Source organism: Bradyrhizobium sp. P5_C12 (assembly GCF_054049735.1).
Genome location: NZ_JBFULU010000001.1, coordinates 228,358 through 243,938 on the forward strand (window position 1 = coordinate 228,358; position 15,581 = coordinate 243,938).

Genomic DNA, 15,581 nt, shown 5'->3' on the forward strand with positions numbered 1-15,581 from the left:
GGCGAGGCTGAGGCCTCGCCGGCTTTGCGTCAACCGTGGGCCCGCATTTTTGGTGACGGCGACGCCGCGGAAGCCGCGAGCAGCCGTTCCACCTCGGTCTTCACCTTCGCAATGGCGGCGTCCTTCACCGGGCCATAGCCGCGGATATCCATCGGCGCCCTGGCGATCGCGATGAGGTCAGGCAGGTGCGTGGCGTCGAGGCCTTCGAGCATCTGCGCGATCAATTCCTCGTACCAGGCGATCAGCTCCCGCTCGGCGCGCCGTTCCGCCGTGTAGCCGAACGGATCGAACGGCGTGCCGCGCAAACCCTTCAACCGCGCCAGCACTTCGAGCGGCATCTGGATCCACTGGCCGAAGGCGCGCTTGCGCGGACGGCCGCGGGCGTCGCGCTTCGAGGGCAGCAAGGGCGGTGCAAGATGGTAATTCACCCTGAAATCGCCCTCGAATTCACGCTTCAATTCGTCGAGGAAGCCGCTCCGCATGTGCAGGCGCGCCACCTCATATTCATCCTTGTAGGCCATCAGCTTGAACAGGGCGCGCGCAACCGCGTCGGTCAGCACCTCGCTGTTCAGCGCGGCCTCCGCGTTGCGGACCTTTGCGACGGTTGCCCGATAGCGCGCCGCGTAGGCGGCATCCTGATAGGCGGTGAGAAATTCGGTGCGCCGGTCGATGAGCTGATCGAGCGTCTCTCGTGCCGGCGCGCCGTCCGATGTCGGCAGGAAGTCCGGATCCGCGGCCGCGATCCGGCCCCAGGCAAACGCCTGCTTGTTGCGTTCGACCGCGACGCCGTTGAGCTCGATCGCGCGCAGCAGCGCCGGCAGCGAGATCGGCACCAGTCCGTGCTGCCAGGCAAAGCCGAGCATGATGATGTTGGCATAGACGGCGTCGCCGAGCAGGCGTTCGGCGAGTCCGTTCGCGTTGATGCTGTCGAGATTGCCGTCGCCGATCACGCGGCTGATCGCGCGCAGGCGGGCGGGCGAGGCCAGATCGGCGTCGCGGAAGCGGACGACGTCGCCGGTCGGCATCTCCGCCGTGTTGACGGCGGCACGCGTGCCGCGCCGGTAGGTGCCGGACGCTTTCGGCGAGGAGCTGACGACGACGTCGCATCCGATCAGCGCATCGGCCGCGCCCTGGTCGATCCGCACCTGGTGCAGCGCTTCCGGGCTGGCAGCGAGGCGGATATAGCTCAGCACGGGACCGAATTTCTGCGCGAAGCCGGTGAAGTCCAGCACCGAGACGCCGCGGCGTTCGAGGTGCGCGGCCATGCCGATCAACGCGCCGACTGTGATGACGCCGGTGCCGCCGACCCCGGTCACCAGCAAATCGTACGGACGGTCGCGTGTGGCGGAGCTGGGGAGGGGCAGGGTGGCCGCGCGGCCGGCGGCGTCGATCCGGCTCGCCGTCTTCGCCCGGCGCGTGGCGCCTTCGACGGTGACGAAGCTCGGGCAGAAGCCGTTGAGGCAGGAGAAATCCTTGTTGCAGGACGACAGATTGATCTGCCGCTTGCGGCCGAACGGCGTCTCCTTCGGCTCGACGCTCAGGCAATTGGACTCGACCGAGCAGTCGCCGCAGCCTTCGCAAACGAGATCGTTGATATAGGCGAAGCGCTTGGGGTCGGCCATCTGCCCGCGCTTGCGCCGCCGCCGCTTCTCGGTGGCGCAGGTCTGCTGATAGATCAGCACGGAGACGCCTGACACGTCGCGCAGCTCGCGCTGCACGGCGTCCATCTCCTCGCGCGGATGAATGCTCACGCCGATGGGCAAGTCTGCCGGCGCAAACTGCGAGGGATCGTCCGACACCAGCGCGATGCGGGCCACGCCTTCGGCGCGCACGCTGTGCGCAATCGCATGTACGCTGATGGGGCCGTCGACCGGCTGGCCGCCGGTCATGGCCACCGCGTCGTTGAACAGGATCTTGTAGGTGATGTTGGCCTTGGCGGCGATGGCCTGCCGGATCGCCATCGAGCCCGAATGGTAGTAGGTGCCTTCGCCGAGATTCTGGAACACGTGCTTGTGGCCGGTGAATCTCGACGAGGCCGCCCAGTTGACGCCTTCGCCGCCCATCTGGATCAGCGACGAGGTCTCGCGGTCCATCCAGCTCGCCATGAAGTGGCAGCCAATGCCGGCCAGCGCTTTTGAACCCTCCGGCACTTTCGTGGACGTGTTGTGCGGGCAGCCGGAGCAGAAATAGGGCGTGCGGGTGGCACCGCTGACATTGATCGTGCGCTCGGCCTCCGGCAACAGGGCGGCCGCGCGCGCGGCCAGATTGAGGCCCGGAAACATCGGATCGAGCCGGCGCGCCAGCACGGAAGCCAGCGCGCGCGGCGACAATTCGCCGATCCAGGAGATCAGCCGCGCCCCTCGCTCGTCGTGCTTGCCGACCATGCGCTCGGGCTTCGCGCCCGGATAGTCATAGAAATATTCCTTGAACTGGCTCTCGATGATGCCGCGCTTCTCCTCGACCACCAAAATCTCGCGCTTGCCCTTCACGAAGTCCATGGCGTCATGCAGCGCCAGCGGCCAGACCATGCCGATCTTGTAGATGTCGATGCCGATGCTGCGGCACGCGGCTTCGTCCAGCCCCATCAGCCGCAGCGCCTCCATCAGATCAAGATGCGCCTTGCCGGTGGTGACGATGCCGTAGGTGGCATTGGCAATGTCGTAGATGTGGCGGTCGATCGGATTGGCCTTTGCGAAGGCGTAAACGGCATGCTTCTTCGCCTCCAGCCGCTCCTCGATCTGCGGCCCCGGCAGATCGGGCCAGCGATAATGCAGTCCGCCCGGCGGCGGCGTGAAGTCCGGCGTGCGGAAGGCGCGCGGCGGGCGCAGCGCGACGGATGCGCCGGACTCCACGATCTCCGAGATCGCCTTGAAGCCGACCCACATGCCGGAGAAACGGCTCAGCGCGTAGCCATATTCACCGAAGGCGAGATATTCGCCGACGTCGGCCGGATGCAGCGTCGGCATGAACCAGCTCATGAAGGCGACGTCGGACTGGTGCGGCATCGAGGAGGACACGCAGCCATGATCGTCGCCGGCGACCACCAGCACGCCGCCATGCGGCGAGGAGCCGTAGGCATTGCCGTGCTTGAGCGCATCGCCGGAGCGGTCGACGCCGGGGCCCTTGCCGTACCAGAGCCCGAACACGCCATCGACCTCGCGGTCGGCCTGGGTCTCGACCTGCTGCGAGCCGAGCACCGCAGTCGCGGCGAGGTCTTCGTTCACGGCCGGGAGAAATTCGATGCGGTCCCGCTTCAGCCGCTCCGTGATGCGCCAGAGCTCGATATCGATTCCGCCGAGCGGCGAGCCGCGGTAGCCGGAGATGAAGCCGGCGGTGTTGAGCCCCGCGGCGCGGTCGCGCCGCGCCTGGTCGAGCGCGATGCGGACGATCGCCTGCGTGCCCGTGAGGAAGACGCGGCCCTCCTCGCGGTCGTAGCGGTCGGAGAGGTCGTAGGTGTCGAGTGACGGAATGGCGTCCATGGCGGGCCTCGCGCGGCATCCCTGCCGACAAGGAGAAGGTTATGCCCGCGAGGCTGGTAAGTCTTACCTGATCACCCTGATTTAACCGGTATTCCGGTAGATTTTTGCAAATATGCACGAATTTCGGTAGAGTTCACCGATTGGAGAGCTCCCATGATCGAAGACCAGGACGCACGGATTCTCGCTCATCTCCAGAACGACGGCCGCGCCACCAACCAGCAGCTGGCCGAGGAGGTCGGCATGTCGACCTCGGCCTGCTGGCGGCGGGTGCGCGCACTCGAGGACACCGGTGTCATCCAGGGCTATGCGGCGCTGGTCGCGCGCGAGCAGGCGGGCTTTGCGATGTCCGCCATCCTCCACGTCTCGCTGGAGCGGCACGATGCCAAATTCGTCGACGAGTTCGTCGCGCGGGTGACCACGCGGCGCGAAGTGCTGGAGTGTTTTGCGACCACGGGCGACGCCGATTATCATTTGCGCGTCGTCGTGCAGGACATGGCGGCCTACAACAGGTTTCTCGACGAATTCATGTTCCGCATTCCCGGCATCCGCTACGTCCGCAGCAACGTGGTGTTGAAGGAGATCAAGACCAGCGTGGCGCTGCCGTTTTGAGACGGCTTCAATTGCTCTCGTCTCCGCGAGCGGATAGCGATGAAGCAACCGTATTCCTCGGTGCTGTCCGATGCCGCCAGGTCCACAGGATCGTGAATAGAACGGTCCACATCAAGCCGAGCCGGATGGGAGGCTGGGCCGGGGCGGCAACGGAAGCAGCATCGCTGTTCATCTGCGTTCCTTCATGAGAGGCCGGTTGCAGTGGACGCACGACATCGCGGCCGGCGGATGACAATCCTCTCGCCGCGTCAGGCCGCTTTTTCTTCTGATCCGGCCCTCAATAGAATCATGAAAACAAGAACATGGCTGACGAGCAGCAGCGGCACGTAGAGGGCTGGAATATAAATGCCGGCGCCGAACAGGCCGGGATCCTGGATTTTCGTCACGCCCATGTAGTACGCATTCAAGAGATCCAGCGTGCCCCAGACGTTGAACGTCCAGACCACCGGAATTGCGATCGACCATCGCCAGGAGAGTGCTGCGATTGACGCGAGCGCGAGAGAGGCGGCAATGAGATCCCCCCATCCGACCTCGGCGGCGAAAGTCGGGCTCAACTCCGCTGATACGAATCCCGTCACCATGAAATTCATGCCCAGGAACCTGAACGCATGGAAGGCAGCGAGAAGTCTCAGGGCCTCATAGCGCGGCATGGCGCGGAGTACCGGCCAGACGTAGATAGCAGCCACCACCGCGCTTGTCAGGAAAGCGCCGGCGACGCTCAGCACGAACGGAAGGTTGAAGTTTGGCGGCACGTTCGGATTCCCTTGTGACGACCTGTCCGGTCGGGTGAGGTCGAAGCCAGTCGGTACGACGTCGGCCGGCGCTCAGGGTTTGGTCATGAGCAGGCGGAGCGGCATGAGCGGACCGACTGCGATGTATTCGTGGTCCACGAGCTTTTGCCTGGCGAGCGGCAGGCCATCCATGATCGCGTGTCCCTCAGCAGCATCCGTGACATTCAGCAGGAACACGGCTCCGCGCCCATCGGCTCGCGAATACCATTCGCGAACCGTTCCGTTGAGATAGAGCTGAACCGTCTGCCTGATCTCGTCGGGCATGACGGCCATGACCTGTTCGCGGGTAACGCCCGCCTTGACGGTCAGGATGACCATGACCCCGGTTGTCGGCGACGCGGTCTGTGATTGGGCAAATGAAGGATCGGCCATGGAAGCAGCACCTGTCAGTGAGAGGGTAAGTGCCAGGACGACGTTGCGGATTGTCTTCATCGACTTGATGTCTCCGGTCACGGCGGCCGCCCCGATGTTGCAAATGTCGGCGCACAGGCGGTGCGGGCTCATTTGCAGTTCGGATTTAAGACCGCTTTCCGCGAGTTACTATTCGCGATAATGTTGATGGGCTATGAAGCAGAACTTCACAGTCAGGCACGGCGCGCTCGATGGCGTGGAGGCGTTCCTGAGCGTCGCCCACCACCGCAGTTTCCGCCGAGCGGCCGCTGAACTCGGGGTGACGCCGTCGGCCATCAGTCAGGCCGTACGCGCGCTCGAGGCGCGCGTCGGCGCCGCACTCTTCATCCGCACGACCCGCAGCGTCGGTTTGACCGAAGCCGGCGAAAGATTCCTTGCGCGCGCAAGACCTGCCTTCGAGGAGCTCGTCGCCGCAAGCGGTGCGGCGCGCGAGCTCGGACAACGACCGGCCGGGCTCCTGCGTCTCACCGTACCGCGCTCGGTCGTGCCGATCCTGCTGGAGCCGCTGATCGCGTCGTTCTGCCGGGCGTTTCCCGAGATTGAGGTGGAGCTTGCCGCAAGCGAAGAGCTGGTCGACCTCGCAGCCGAAAGTTTTGATGCCGGCATCAGGTTGGGCCAGTTCATCGCCCCCGATATGGTCGCGGTGCGCCTGACGAAGCCGCTACCCCTCATTATCGTCGGCAGCCCGGCTTACCTCGCCAGCCGCGGCCGGCCCGAACGGCCGGACGATCTGCGCGAGCACGCATGCTTGAGATTGCGACGATCGAACGGCGCGCTCGCATCATGGTCGCTCGACGACAGCGGTCGTTCGATCGAGATCGTCGTTTCGGGGCCTTTCATCGCCAATGACTTTCCGACGATGCTCGGCGCCGCCATCGAAGGTGTGGGTCTTGCGCAAGTGCCTGCACCGCTGGCCACCGGCGCCATGGCGACGGGAAAGCTCGTCCAGGTGCTGGAGGAATTCGCGCCGATGACGCCAGGTGTGTTTCTGTACTATCCCGGCCACCGGCAGATCATGCCGAAGCTGCGGGCCTTCATCGACCATGTGAAGGGCCGCTCAGGCGCCACCATCTGATCTAACGTCCCTGCCGCACAAACCGGTTCCGCAGCGTGCCGATGCCGGTGATGTCGATCTCGACGACGTCGCCATGCTTGATGTCCGGCGAGGCGCCGTCCGTGCCCATCCAGATCACGTCGCCCGGCCACAACGTAAAGTACTTGGTCAACTCGACCAGGAACGGCACCACGCCAAAGATCATGTCGTTGGTGTGGAAGCGGTTGGTCTCGTTGCCGTTGACCCGGACGACGGTCTCCATTTTCGCGAGATCGGCCTCGGTCTCGATCCACGGGCCCATCGGCTTGAACGTGTCGGCGTTCTTCGAGCGCCACAGGCTGCGATCGGCTTTCTGCCAGCTGCGCTCGCTGACGTCGTTGCCGATGGTGTAGCCGAACACGCAATCCATCGCATTCTGCGTGGTGAGATGCTTCACCTTCTTGCCGATGACGACGACGAGCTCGCCTTCGTAGTGGATCTTGTCCGTCGCAAAGGACGGGATCACGACGTCCTCGTCATGCGCGATCAGCGCGTTCTGGGCGCGATAGCCGATCTCGGGTCTATCAGGGACAGCCGGCACCTCGCCGCGCTTGTCCGCCGCCTCCTTCAAATGCTTCAGATAGTTCAAGCCGACGCAATAGAAGGTGCGCGGGATCAGCGGCAGCTCGATCTTGACGTCGCTAAGCGGATGCGTGCGTGAGGTGCGCTGCCATTCGCCGAAGGGATCGCCGTCGACTGCGATGACCCTGTCGCCTTCAACGATCCCCCAGGAGGTCTTGTCCAAGGCGGTGAATTTCAGCCAGCGCATGTGGTGTCCTCGTTGTTATTCGGCAGCATCGCGCGGCTTCACCTTCCAGGCGCCGGCGGCCGGCCGCTTCAGCCCGAGATTTTCTCGCAGCGTCTTGCCGCGATAGTCCTTCTGGAACAAGCCGCGGCGCTGCAATTCCGGCACGACGTGGCGGACGAAATCGGCATAGGAGCCGGGCACATAGGTCGCGGCGATGACGAAGCCGTCGCAGCCGCGCTCGACGAACATTTCCTCCAGCCTGTCCGCGATCTCCCTGGGGCCGCCGACCATCGCGTCCTGAACCTGGCCACGGCCGGAGAAGGTGACGAAGTCGCGCGCGCTCGGGTTGCTCTTGCCTGAATTCTTCAGCACGCCGTCGCGGATGCCGAGGATGCCCTGCATGCTCTTCAGCTCTTCCGTCGTCAGCGGCGCGTCGAGATCCTTGGAGCCGAAATCGTAGTTGAGGGCTTCGGCCAGCAGCGACAGCGCGTCGATCTGGAGCGGAAGCTTGTTGATCAGCGCCATCTTGTCTTCGGCCTCAGACCTGGTCGCAGCGCAGACCGGCGTCGTCAGGTTGCAGAGGAACATCTGGTCCGGATCGCGGCCGGCCTTGGCGGCCTCGTTGCGCACGGCCGCATAGCCTTCCTTGGCGCTTGCGAGATTGCGGGCCGCAGTGAAGATCACCTCGCCCCATCGGCCGGCAAAGCGCTGGCCGCGGCCCGACGCGCCGGCCTGGATGATCACGGGATGGCCCTGGTCCGAGCGCGGCACCGTGAATGGTCCGCGCGACTTGAAGGTCGGACCCTTGTGGTCGAGCCGCTTCACCTTGGATGGATCGGCGAAGCGGCCGCTCTGCTTGTCCATGATGAGCGCGCCGTCCTCCCAGGTGTCCCAATGGCCGAGCACGACCTCCATGAACTCGTCGGCGCGGTCGTAGCGGGAGTCGTGCTCGGGATGGGAGTCCTTGCCCATGTTGAGCGCCTCGCCGTCATTGAGCGAGGTGACGACGTTCCAGCCGGCACGACCGCCCGACATCAGGTCGAGCGTGGCGAAGCGGCGGGCGACGTCGAAAGGTTCGTAATAGGTGGTCGAGCAGGTCGCCCCCAACCCGAGCTTGTCGGTGACCAGGCCCATCGTGGTCAGCACGATCAGCGGATCCATCTTCACGCAGCGGATGCCGTATTCCACGGTGTGGGCGTGGTCGTTGCCATAGCGGTCCGGCATCGCCAGGCGGTCGTCGAAGAACGCCATGTGGAATTTGCCGGCTTCGAGGATTCTTGCGATCTCCTGGTAGTAGTCCGCCGACATCGAATCCGCGCGCGAGTCCGGATGTCGCCAGGAGCTCGGCAGATTGGTGCAGTTCTGCGCTTGGAGGAAGCCGACCAGTATCATCTGCCGCGTCATGCTGCTGTTCTCCAAATTCCGTCAGGCCAGATCGAGCACCGTGTCGAGCCTGTACTCGCGCGCCAGCGCGCGCAGCTTCTCCCAGGTCGCGTCCTCGATCTCGATGCCATCGCGCAGGCGCTGCTGCTCGCGCAGACCCTCGATCTCGCCGGGATAGAACACGCCCTTGCTGCCTTCGGACGGCGGCGTCGATTTGAGATAGCGCGCGAACTCGCCGACCTCGCGCTTGAATTCCTGCAGCGGGCGGAATGCGGCGACATTGAACACCGCCATGAAGCATCCATCATTGTGCCGGCCGGTCGGCTCGACGCCGAAGCCGAGACCGGTGAGCAGGCCGCAGAGCACCTCGACCATGGCGGCGAGACCGCTGCCCTTGTAGCCCTCGGTGCCGCCGAGCGGCAGCAGCGCGCCGCCCTTGCGGTATTGGGTCGGGTCGGTGGTGTGCCGCCCCTCGGCATCAATGATCCAGCCGTTGGGAATCGCCTCGCCGCGGGCGACCGCGAGCTGGATCTTGCCGGCCGCGACCGCCGAGGTCGCCATGTCCAGATAGAACGGCGCGTCGAGGTCGGACGGTACCGCGATCGAGATCGGGTTGGTGCCGAGCCGCGCCTCCTTGCCGCCGAACGGCGCCACGTGTTTCGGGGAGCGGCCGGAATCGGCGGTGGCAATGCCGATCATGCCTTCGCGCATCGCCATCAACGGGTAGGCGGCGAGGCGGCCGACATGGCTCTGGCGAAACACGGTGCAGGCGGCGACGTTCGCCGTCTTCGCCTTCTCGATCGTCAGCGCCATGGCCCTGGCGTTGACGTGGAAGCCGAAACCCCAATGGCCGTCGATCACGGTCGTGGTCGGTGATTCCTGGACGATGGTCCATTTCGCGCCAGGAACGATGTGTCCGGCCTTGATGCGGTCGATATAGGTTGGAACAGCAATCACGCCGTGGGAATCGTGGCCGGCGAGGTTGGCGTTGACGCAGCCGGTCGCGACGGCGTCGGCCTCTTCCTCGGAGGCCCCGGCGGCGCGGAGCAGCGCGGCGCTGATGCGCGTGAGGCGGTCGGCCGTGACGATCGGCATGGCGTTTCCTCAGGTCATCGCCCTTGTCATCGCTCTTGGCGGGCGCTGGTTGTTGGGTGCCATCGTCTCAAAGCACAGGTGCGATATCAATCTCCCGTAAACCAATACAGGGCTGCAAATTCGTAAAGCGAACGCGCCTTTCGTCGAACCTGCCATCCCGTGCGGCGGGATTCCGGACAGTTTTGGGCCGCTCATTCGCTGCTCGTTCACTTTGATCGACGGTTTGCGGCGCGCAATAACGACCACTTAGGCGATGGCCGTTCATAAAGCACCCGGGAGAATTAGGCAGAAATGCCCGGGAGTTGAGATCGTGCAGACGACCCTCGCGCGCACCTTTGCAGCGTTGAGCGCCATCAACGAAGCGATCCTGTACGCGAAATCGCCGGACGAGCTGTACCAGAAGGTCTGCGACGCCGGGTTTTCGAGCGGGGACTTCATGGCGGTCGCCGTGTTCCTGGCCGAGCCGGACGGCCGACGGCTGCGGTTTGCGGCCGGYTGCGGCGACGACGTTGCCCGGCTGCGCGCGATCATGATCACCACGGAGGCCGGGACGCCGGAAGGATCCGGCGTCGGCGGGGAGGCGTTTCGCACCCGCAAGCTCTGCGTCAGCAACGATTATCTGAACGATCCGCGCTCGCTGGCGTGGCGCGAGGGCGCCGCCGGCGCCAATATCGGTGCGGCGGCGGCGCTGCCGCTGTTGTGCAATGGACAGAGCGTCGGCGTGCTGTACGTGACGCGCAGCGAGCCCGGCTCGCTGAACGAGCAGATGGTGTCGCTGTTCGAACGCATGTCGGCCAACATCACCTACGCGCTGGACAATTTCGCGCGCGAGACCGCGCGGCAGACCAGCGAGCGGGCGACGCGGCGGCTCAACCGCATGTTCGGCGCCATCAGCGCCACCAACGAGGCCATTCTCCGCGCCAAGACCGAGCAGGAGCTCTACCAGCTCGTGTGCGACGCCTCCGTCCATAGCGGCAAGTCGCTGGCGACCATCGTCCTGCTCCGCGAACCTGATTCGCACTGGATGAGGCCGGTCGCCTCCACGGGACAGAATCTGGAGCTTGTCACCCAGGCGCGCTATTCGATCGATCCGGAAAACCCCTACGGCAAGGGCATCTCCGGCGAGGTGTTCCGGACGCAGAAAGCCATCGTCGAGGAAGATCTCGCCAGCCGGACCCGGGGAACGCCGTGGGAGCAGGCCAACGTCAACACCGGTGTCGCCGCCTGCGTGGTCGCGCCGCTGATCAAGCACGGCGAAAGCGTCGGCGTGCTGTTGGCCTTCGTCAGCAGGTCGTGGGCCAAGGACGAGGAGGTCGTCGCGCTGCTGCTGCGCATGGCGGAGAACGTCTCGTTCGCGATCGAGAATTTCGACCGTGAGGCCGACAAGACCAGGATCGCCGCGGAAGAAGAACGCATCGCCCGCATGTATGCGGCGCTGAGCGCCACCAACGAGGCGATCTTGCGGGCGCGGTCGCGGGCCGAGCTGTTCGATCTGGTCTGCGAGGCGACGGCGAAGGGCGCCAAGTTCACCTCGGTCACCATCGCGCTCGTCGACCATCATGCCGAGCTGCTGCGCGTGGTCGCCTGCTATGGGCCGAACGCGGATCAGGTTCGCACCTTCAAGTTCTCCACCTCCGACCACGTGCCCGAAGGGCGCGGACTGACCGGCACCGCGTTCCGCACGCGCCAGCCCTCGGTCAGCAACGACGTTCTGTCCGACGAGCGGATCAAGCCCTGGCAGGCCAACGCTCGCCGTAACGGCATCGGATCCTCCGCGGCGCTGCCGCTGTTCAACGGCAAGCGCGTCGAAGGGGTATTCCTCTTCAACTCGCCGGAACGCGGCGCGTTCACGCCAGAATTCGTCGAGCTGCTGCAACGCCTCCAGGCCAATGTCGCGTTCGCGCTTGAAAATTTCGATCGCTCGGACGAAAAAGCGAAAGCAGAGATGCAGCGCAATCGTCTTCGGGGCATGCTCGAAGCGTTGAGCGCGACCAACGAAGCGATCATGCGCGTGAAGACGCGTGCCGAACTGTTCGAAGCGGTTTGCGAGGCGGCGGTGCTCGGCGGCACGTTCACGTCCGCAACCATCGCCATGGTCGACCCGACGGGGCGCCATCTCGATATCGCCGTCACCAAGGGCGCATGCCGCAGTCACGTCGAGAACTGGCAGTTCGCGACGTCCGCCGACGAGCCCGAAGGACGGGGGCTCGCCGGAACTGCATTTCGCACCAAGGCGCCTTGCGTTGCGAACGAGCTCCTCACGGACGTTCGCGCGACGCACTGGCGTCGAATCGCGCGGGATCAAGGGACGAAATCCGGCGGCTGCTTCCCGCTGCTGAAAAACGGCACCGATGCCGTCGGCATCCTTCTGTTCCTTTCGCCGGACGAAGGCACGTTCACGCCTGACCTCATCCAGTTGCTGGGGCGCCTCGCGGAGAACGTCTCTTTTGCGCTCGACAATTTCGATCGGGCCGAGGAACGCTCCCGAACCGAGGCGCAGAAAGAGCGCCTGACGCGCATGTTCGCGGCGCTGAGCGCCACCAACGAAGCGATCATGCGGGCGAAGTCACGCGCCGAGCTGTTCGATCTGGTGTGTCAGGCTGCGTCCAATGGCGGCAAGTTCACCTCGACGACCATCGCGCTCGCTAGGGCCGACAGCGATCAGCTCGAGATCGTCGCGGCCGCGGGGCCATCCRCCGAGACCACAAGGAACGTCCGTCTCTCCATCGACGCCGACCGACCCGAAGGCCGCGGGATGAGCGGCACGGCGTTTCGCACCAGGCAGCCCTGTGTCAGCAACGACTATGTCAATGACAGTCGTGTGAGCGCGTTCCATACCGTCCTGCAAGGCGACGGCGCGCGCTCCGGCGCGGCGCTGCCGCTGATCGCGCACGACAAGCCCGTCGGCGTCATGATCTACATGTCGACCGAACAGGACACCTTCACCGATGAGTTCGTCGAGCTGTTGCAGCGTCTCGCCGACAACGTCTCCTTCGCGATGGAGAATTTCGATCGCGCCGACGAGAAGAACAAGGCGGACGAGCGGATCGAGTACCTCGCCTCGCACGACAGCCTGACCAACCTGCCGAACCGCGAGACCTTCAACGGGCTGCTGCGCGAGGCGATCGACGCGGCGCAGCGCCTGGACCATCGTTTTGCGGTGCTGTTCATCGATCTCGACCGCTTCAAGGTCATCAACGATTCGCTCGGCCACGAGGCGGGCGACCTGCTCCTGCTCGAGGTCGCCGACCGCCTGCGCAACGCGCTGCGCGCAAGCGACGTGGTGGCGCGGCTCGGTGGCGACGAATTCGTGGTGATCCTCGACCAGTGCGGCGAGATCGACGACGTGCAGCGGATCGCAACCGACCTGCTGGCGGCGCTCGGCCAGCCCATGGAGCTCGCCGGCCACGAATGCCACACCACGGCCTCGATCGGCATCGCGATGTATCCGGCCAACGGGGCCGACGCGCAGACGCTGACGAAGAACGCCGACATGGCGATGTATCTCGCCAAGGAAGACGGCAAGAACGGCTACCGCTTCTTCTCCAAGGAGGTGAAGACGCAGTCGATCGAACGGCTGTCGCTCGAGAGCGCGCTGCGCCGGGCGCTGGAGCGCGAGCAGTTGTCGCTGAACTATCAGCCCAAGGTGGACATGGAGACCGGCCAGATCACCGGCGTCGAGGCGCTGTTGCGCTGGACGCATCCCGATCTCGGCAGCATCTCGCCGGCGCAGTTCATTCCACTCGCCGAGGAGACCGGACTGATCGTGCCGATCGGCCGCTGGGTGGTGAGGGAGGCCTGCGCGCAGGCCATGGCCTGGCAGCGCCGCGGCCTGCTGCCGGTGTCGATGGCGGTGAACCTGTCGCCGCGGCAGTTTGCCGACGAGCATCTGTTGCAGGACGTCGACGAGGCGCTTGCGGCCTCCGGCATGTCGCCGGTGCTGCTCCAGCTCGAGGTCACCGAGAGCATGATGATGCGTAACGTCGGGCGCGCCCTGAAGGTGCTCGACGCCATCCAGAGCCGCGGCATTCGCCTCGCCATCGACGACTTCGGCACCGGCTATTCGTCGATGTCGCTGATGAAGCATTTCCCGATCGACACCATCAAGATCGACCGCTCCTTCGTGCGCGACCTGCCGCAGGATTCGGAAGACCAGGCGATCGCGCAGGCGATCATCAGCATGGGCAAGGCGCTCGGCATGACCGTGGTCGCCGAAGGCGTCGAGAACGCGGAGCAGGAGGCGTTCCTGCGCACCCATGGTTGCGATGAGATGCAGGGTTTCCTGATCTCCAAGCCCGTGGCGGCGCGGCAGATGGCCGAGCTGCTGCGGCCGATGCTCCTGCCCGTCGCGCCGCCGCTCCAGCCGGAGCCGGACCTGGCCGCGGCCGATGCGGTGGCGTCACGGCTGAAACGCGCCGTCGTCTGACGGCTGCGGGTGCAGCTCGCGGACGTCGTCCGCCTTGATCTCCGTCTTGCGCGGAAAATCATCCGGCCAGGGAAGGGAGGTTTGCTCGGCGAACAGCGTGAGAAGGACCTGCGCACCTTCGGCAAAGCTCGAGTCGTCGCCCAGGCCGAGCTCACAACACCAGGCGTGTCGCATCGGCTCGTGCGCGTCGAACACCGCCATCGCCGGTCCCCACCACCAGGCCGGCGCTGGCGATCGTTCGTCCTCCGGCACGGCGTGCCAGAGGACGAGCTCGTCCATCACGCGCTCGAATTGCAGGCTTGCGGCCTGATGCATTCGTTCCGTGCTCCTTGGGCCGCGCCTGAAAGCAGGCCGATGCGCGGACTCGATGGTGGCCTTCGCTGTGAAAAATCGGCCCGCACTGCTGGCTGAGCCACGTGTGCCGCTTCCGTCGGCGGCCATACAACAACATGCGGCGGTCGGGAAAGTTGCCGCCGCCGGCTGTGATAGTCTCTTTAGCCGCTCGGGGGCCTGGCCTGCAAGGCGCAATACGGCTGTCTAGCGCGACCTAAGCGGATGCGCCTTCTGGTGCCAGGCCCAGGCGGTGCGGATCACGGTGGGCAGGTCGGAGTGCTGCGGCGCGAAGTTCAGCACTTTTCGCGCGGCGGAGGGGTCGGCGACCAGATAGGTGGGATCGCCCGCGCGGCGCGGCTTGATGGTGTGAGGCACCTCGCGCCCCGTCTCCCGCCTGATGGCGGTCAGGATCTCGCGCACGGAAAAGCCGGAACCGGTGCCGAGATTGAAGCTGCCGCCGGCATGGCCCTGTTCCAGCAGTTTCAGCGCCGCGACATGGGCCGCGGCGAGGTCGGTGACATGGATGTAGTCGCGGATCGCGGTGCCATCGGGCGTGTCATAGTCGTCGCCGAATACCGCAAAGTCGACGTGCCCCTGCAAGGCCATCATGGCGCGCGGAATGAGATGGGTCTCGTTGTCACGCAGCTCGCCGATGCCGCCGGCCGGATCGGCGCCGCTGGCGTTGAAATAGCGCAGGCAGAACGCGCCGAAGCCGTAGGCTGCGCGGTAATCCGCGAGCATGCGCTCGATCATCCATTTCGATGCGCCGTAGGGGTTGATCGGCGCGCAGGGAAAATCCTCCGCCAGCTCCCTGGAGTCGGCGTTGCCATAGACGGCGCCGGTCGAAGAGAACACGATACGCTGGCAGCCTGCGTTGCGCATCGCCTGCAGCAGTGACAGCGTGCCCTGGACATTGTTGATGTAGTATTTCTGCGGGTCGGTCATGGACTCGCCAACAAGGCTCGCGGCCGCAAAGTGCATCACCGCCGTGACCTTGTGATCGGCGAAGGCGCGCGCCAGCGCCGCGCCGTCGAGCAGATCGCCTGTCACCAGCGGGCCGGCAACGAAGTTGCGATGACCTGTCGAGAGATTGTCATAAACGACCGGCTGGTAGCCGGCTGCGGCCAGCGCGCGGCAGGCATGCGAGCCGATATAGCCCGCGCCTCCGGTGACGAGGACGCTCGGTCGATCGGTCATGTCGTTACTCGACGTC

General features: G+C 65.2%; 11 protein-coding genes. 3 read left to right on the forward strand and 8 right to left on the reverse strand.

Features of this window, described 5'->3' with window-relative positions; genetic code table 11:
* Window positions 1-29: 29 nt before the first annotated feature.
* Window positions 30-3,479: an indolepyruvate ferredoxin oxidoreductase family protein gene (locus ACXJMY_RS01085; protein ID WP_456617462.1), complete on the reverse strand. Its 3,450-nt coding sequence runs from the start codon at window positions 3,477-3,479 to the stop codon at window positions 30-32.
* 153 nt (window positions 3,480-3,632) lie between these two features.
* On the opposite strand from ACXJMY_RS01085, the gene ACXJMY_RS01090 reads away from it, so the two are divergent.
* Complete coding sequence (locus ACXJMY_RS01090; RefSeq protein ID WP_456617463.1) at window positions 3,633-4,088, forward strand: Lrp/AsnC family transcriptional regulator; 456 nt, start codon at window positions 3,633-3,635, stop codon at window positions 4,086-4,088.
* 248 nt (window positions 4,089-4,336) lie between these two features.
* Here the strand turns inward: ACXJMY_RS01090 and ACXJMY_RS01095 are convergent, their stop codons facing one another.
* Complete coding sequence (locus ACXJMY_RS01095) at window positions 4,337-4,840, reverse strand: hypothetical protein (RefSeq protein WP_456617464.1); 504 nt, start codon at window positions 4,838-4,840, stop codon at window positions 4,337-4,339.
* Between the two features lie 72 nt (window positions 4,841-4,912).
* Window positions 4,913-5,383: a hypothetical protein gene (locus tag ACXJMY_RS01100; RefSeq protein ID WP_456617465.1), complete on the reverse strand. Its 471-nt coding sequence runs from the start codon at window positions 5,381-5,383 to the stop codon at window positions 4,913-4,915.
* 61 nt (window positions 5,384-5,444) lie between these two features.
* Between ACXJMY_RS01100 and ACXJMY_RS01105 the strand changes: the two genes are divergently transcribed.
* Window positions 5,445-6,365 (forward strand): LysR family transcriptional regulator, encoded by a 921-nt coding sequence (locus tag ACXJMY_RS01105; RefSeq protein WP_456617466.1) that lies wholly within the window; start codon window positions 5,445-5,447, stop codon window positions 6,363-6,365.
* A gap of 1 nt (window position 6,366) precedes the next feature.
* Here ACXJMY_RS01105 and ACXJMY_RS01110 read toward each other — a convergent pair whose 3' ends face one another.
* Genes ACXJMY_RS01110 through ACXJMY_RS01120 form a run of 3 tightly spaced genes read right to left on the reverse strand, consistent with a single transcriptional unit; the run spans window position 6,367 to window position 9,609 of the window.
* Window positions 6,367-7,152 carry a fumarylacetoacetate hydrolase family protein gene (locus ACXJMY_RS01110; protein ID WP_456617467.1) on the reverse strand — a complete coding sequence of 262 codons (786 nt, stop codon included), beginning with the start codon at window positions 7,150-7,152 and terminating at the stop codon, window positions 6,367-6,369.
* A 15-nt stretch (window positions 7,153-7,167) separates the two neighbouring features.
* Entirely contained in the window at window positions 7,168-8,535 is a 1,368-nt protein-coding gene (locus ACXJMY_RS01115) for an LLM class flavin-dependent oxidoreductase (protein ID WP_456617468.1), read from the reverse strand.
* Window positions 8,536-8,556: 21 nt separating this feature from the next.
* Window positions 8,557-9,609, reverse strand: a complete 1,053-nt coding sequence (locus tag ACXJMY_RS01120; protein WP_456617469.1) for an Ldh family oxidoreductase — start codon at window positions 9,607-9,609, stop codon at window positions 8,557-8,559.
* Window positions 9,610-9,919: 310 nt separating this feature from the next.
* On the opposite strand from ACXJMY_RS01120, the gene ACXJMY_RS01125 reads away from it, so the two are divergent.
* Complete coding sequence (locus ACXJMY_RS01125) at window positions 9,920-14,035, forward strand: bifunctional diguanylate cyclase/phosphodiesterase (protein WP_456617470.1); 4,116 nt, start codon at window positions 9,920-9,922, stop codon at window positions 14,033-14,035.
* On the opposite strand, the gene ACXJMY_RS01130 is transcribed toward ACXJMY_RS01125, so the two are convergent.
* Window positions 14,009-14,350, reverse strand: a complete 342-nt coding sequence (locus ACXJMY_RS01130; RefSeq protein WP_456617471.1) for a hypothetical protein — start codon at window positions 14,348-14,350, stop codon at window positions 14,009-14,011. The genes ACXJMY_RS01125 and ACXJMY_RS01130 overlap by 27 nt on opposite strands.
* 222 nt (window positions 14,351-14,572) lie before the next feature.
* Window positions 14,573-15,565, reverse strand: a complete 993-nt coding sequence (gene galE, locus ACXJMY_RS01135) for a UDP-glucose 4-epimerase GalE (RefSeq protein WP_456617472.1) — start codon at window positions 15,563-15,565, stop codon at window positions 14,573-14,575.
* Window positions 15,566-15,581: the final 16 nt, after the last annotated feature.

What these genes read in the sequence shown, in the direction of transcription:
- galE (WP_456617472.1), bottom strand. Translation starts at nt 15,565, where the DNA reads ATGACCGATCGACCGAGCGTCCTCGTCACCGGAGGCGCGGGCTATATC.
- ACXJMY_RS01105 (WP_456617466.1), top strand. Translation starts at nt 5,445, where the DNA reads ATGAAGCAGAACTTCACAGTCAGGCACGGCGCGCTCGATGGCGTGGAG.
- ACXJMY_RS01115 (WP_456617468.1), bottom strand. Translation starts at nt 8,535, where the DNA reads ATGACGCGGCAGATGATACTGGTCGGCTTCCTCCAAGCGCAGAACTGC.
- ACXJMY_RS01120 (WP_456617469.1), bottom strand. Translation starts at nt 9,609, where the DNA reads ATGCCGATCGTCACGGCCGACCGCCTCACGCGCATCAGCGCCGCGCTG.
- ACXJMY_RS01130 (WP_456617471.1), bottom strand. Translation starts at nt 14,350, where the DNA reads ATGCATCAGGCCGCAAGCCTGCAATTCGAGCGCGTGATGGACGAGCTC.
- ACXJMY_RS01085 (WP_456617462.1), bottom strand. Translation starts at nt 3,479, where the DNA reads ATGGACGCCATTCCGTCACTCGACACCTACGACCTCTCCGACCGCTAC.
- ACXJMY_RS01090 (WP_456617463.1), top strand. Translation starts at nt 3,633, where the DNA reads ATGATCGAAGACCAGGACGCACGGATTCTCGCTCATCTCCAGAACGAC.
- ACXJMY_RS01110 (WP_456617467.1), bottom strand. Translation starts at nt 7,152, where the DNA reads ATGCGCTGGCTGAAATTCACCGCCTTGGACAAGACCTCCTGGGGGATC.
- ACXJMY_RS01100 (WP_456617465.1), bottom strand. Translation starts at nt 5,383, where the DNA reads ATGAGCCCGCACCGCCTGTGCGCCGACATTTGCAACATCGGGGCGGCC.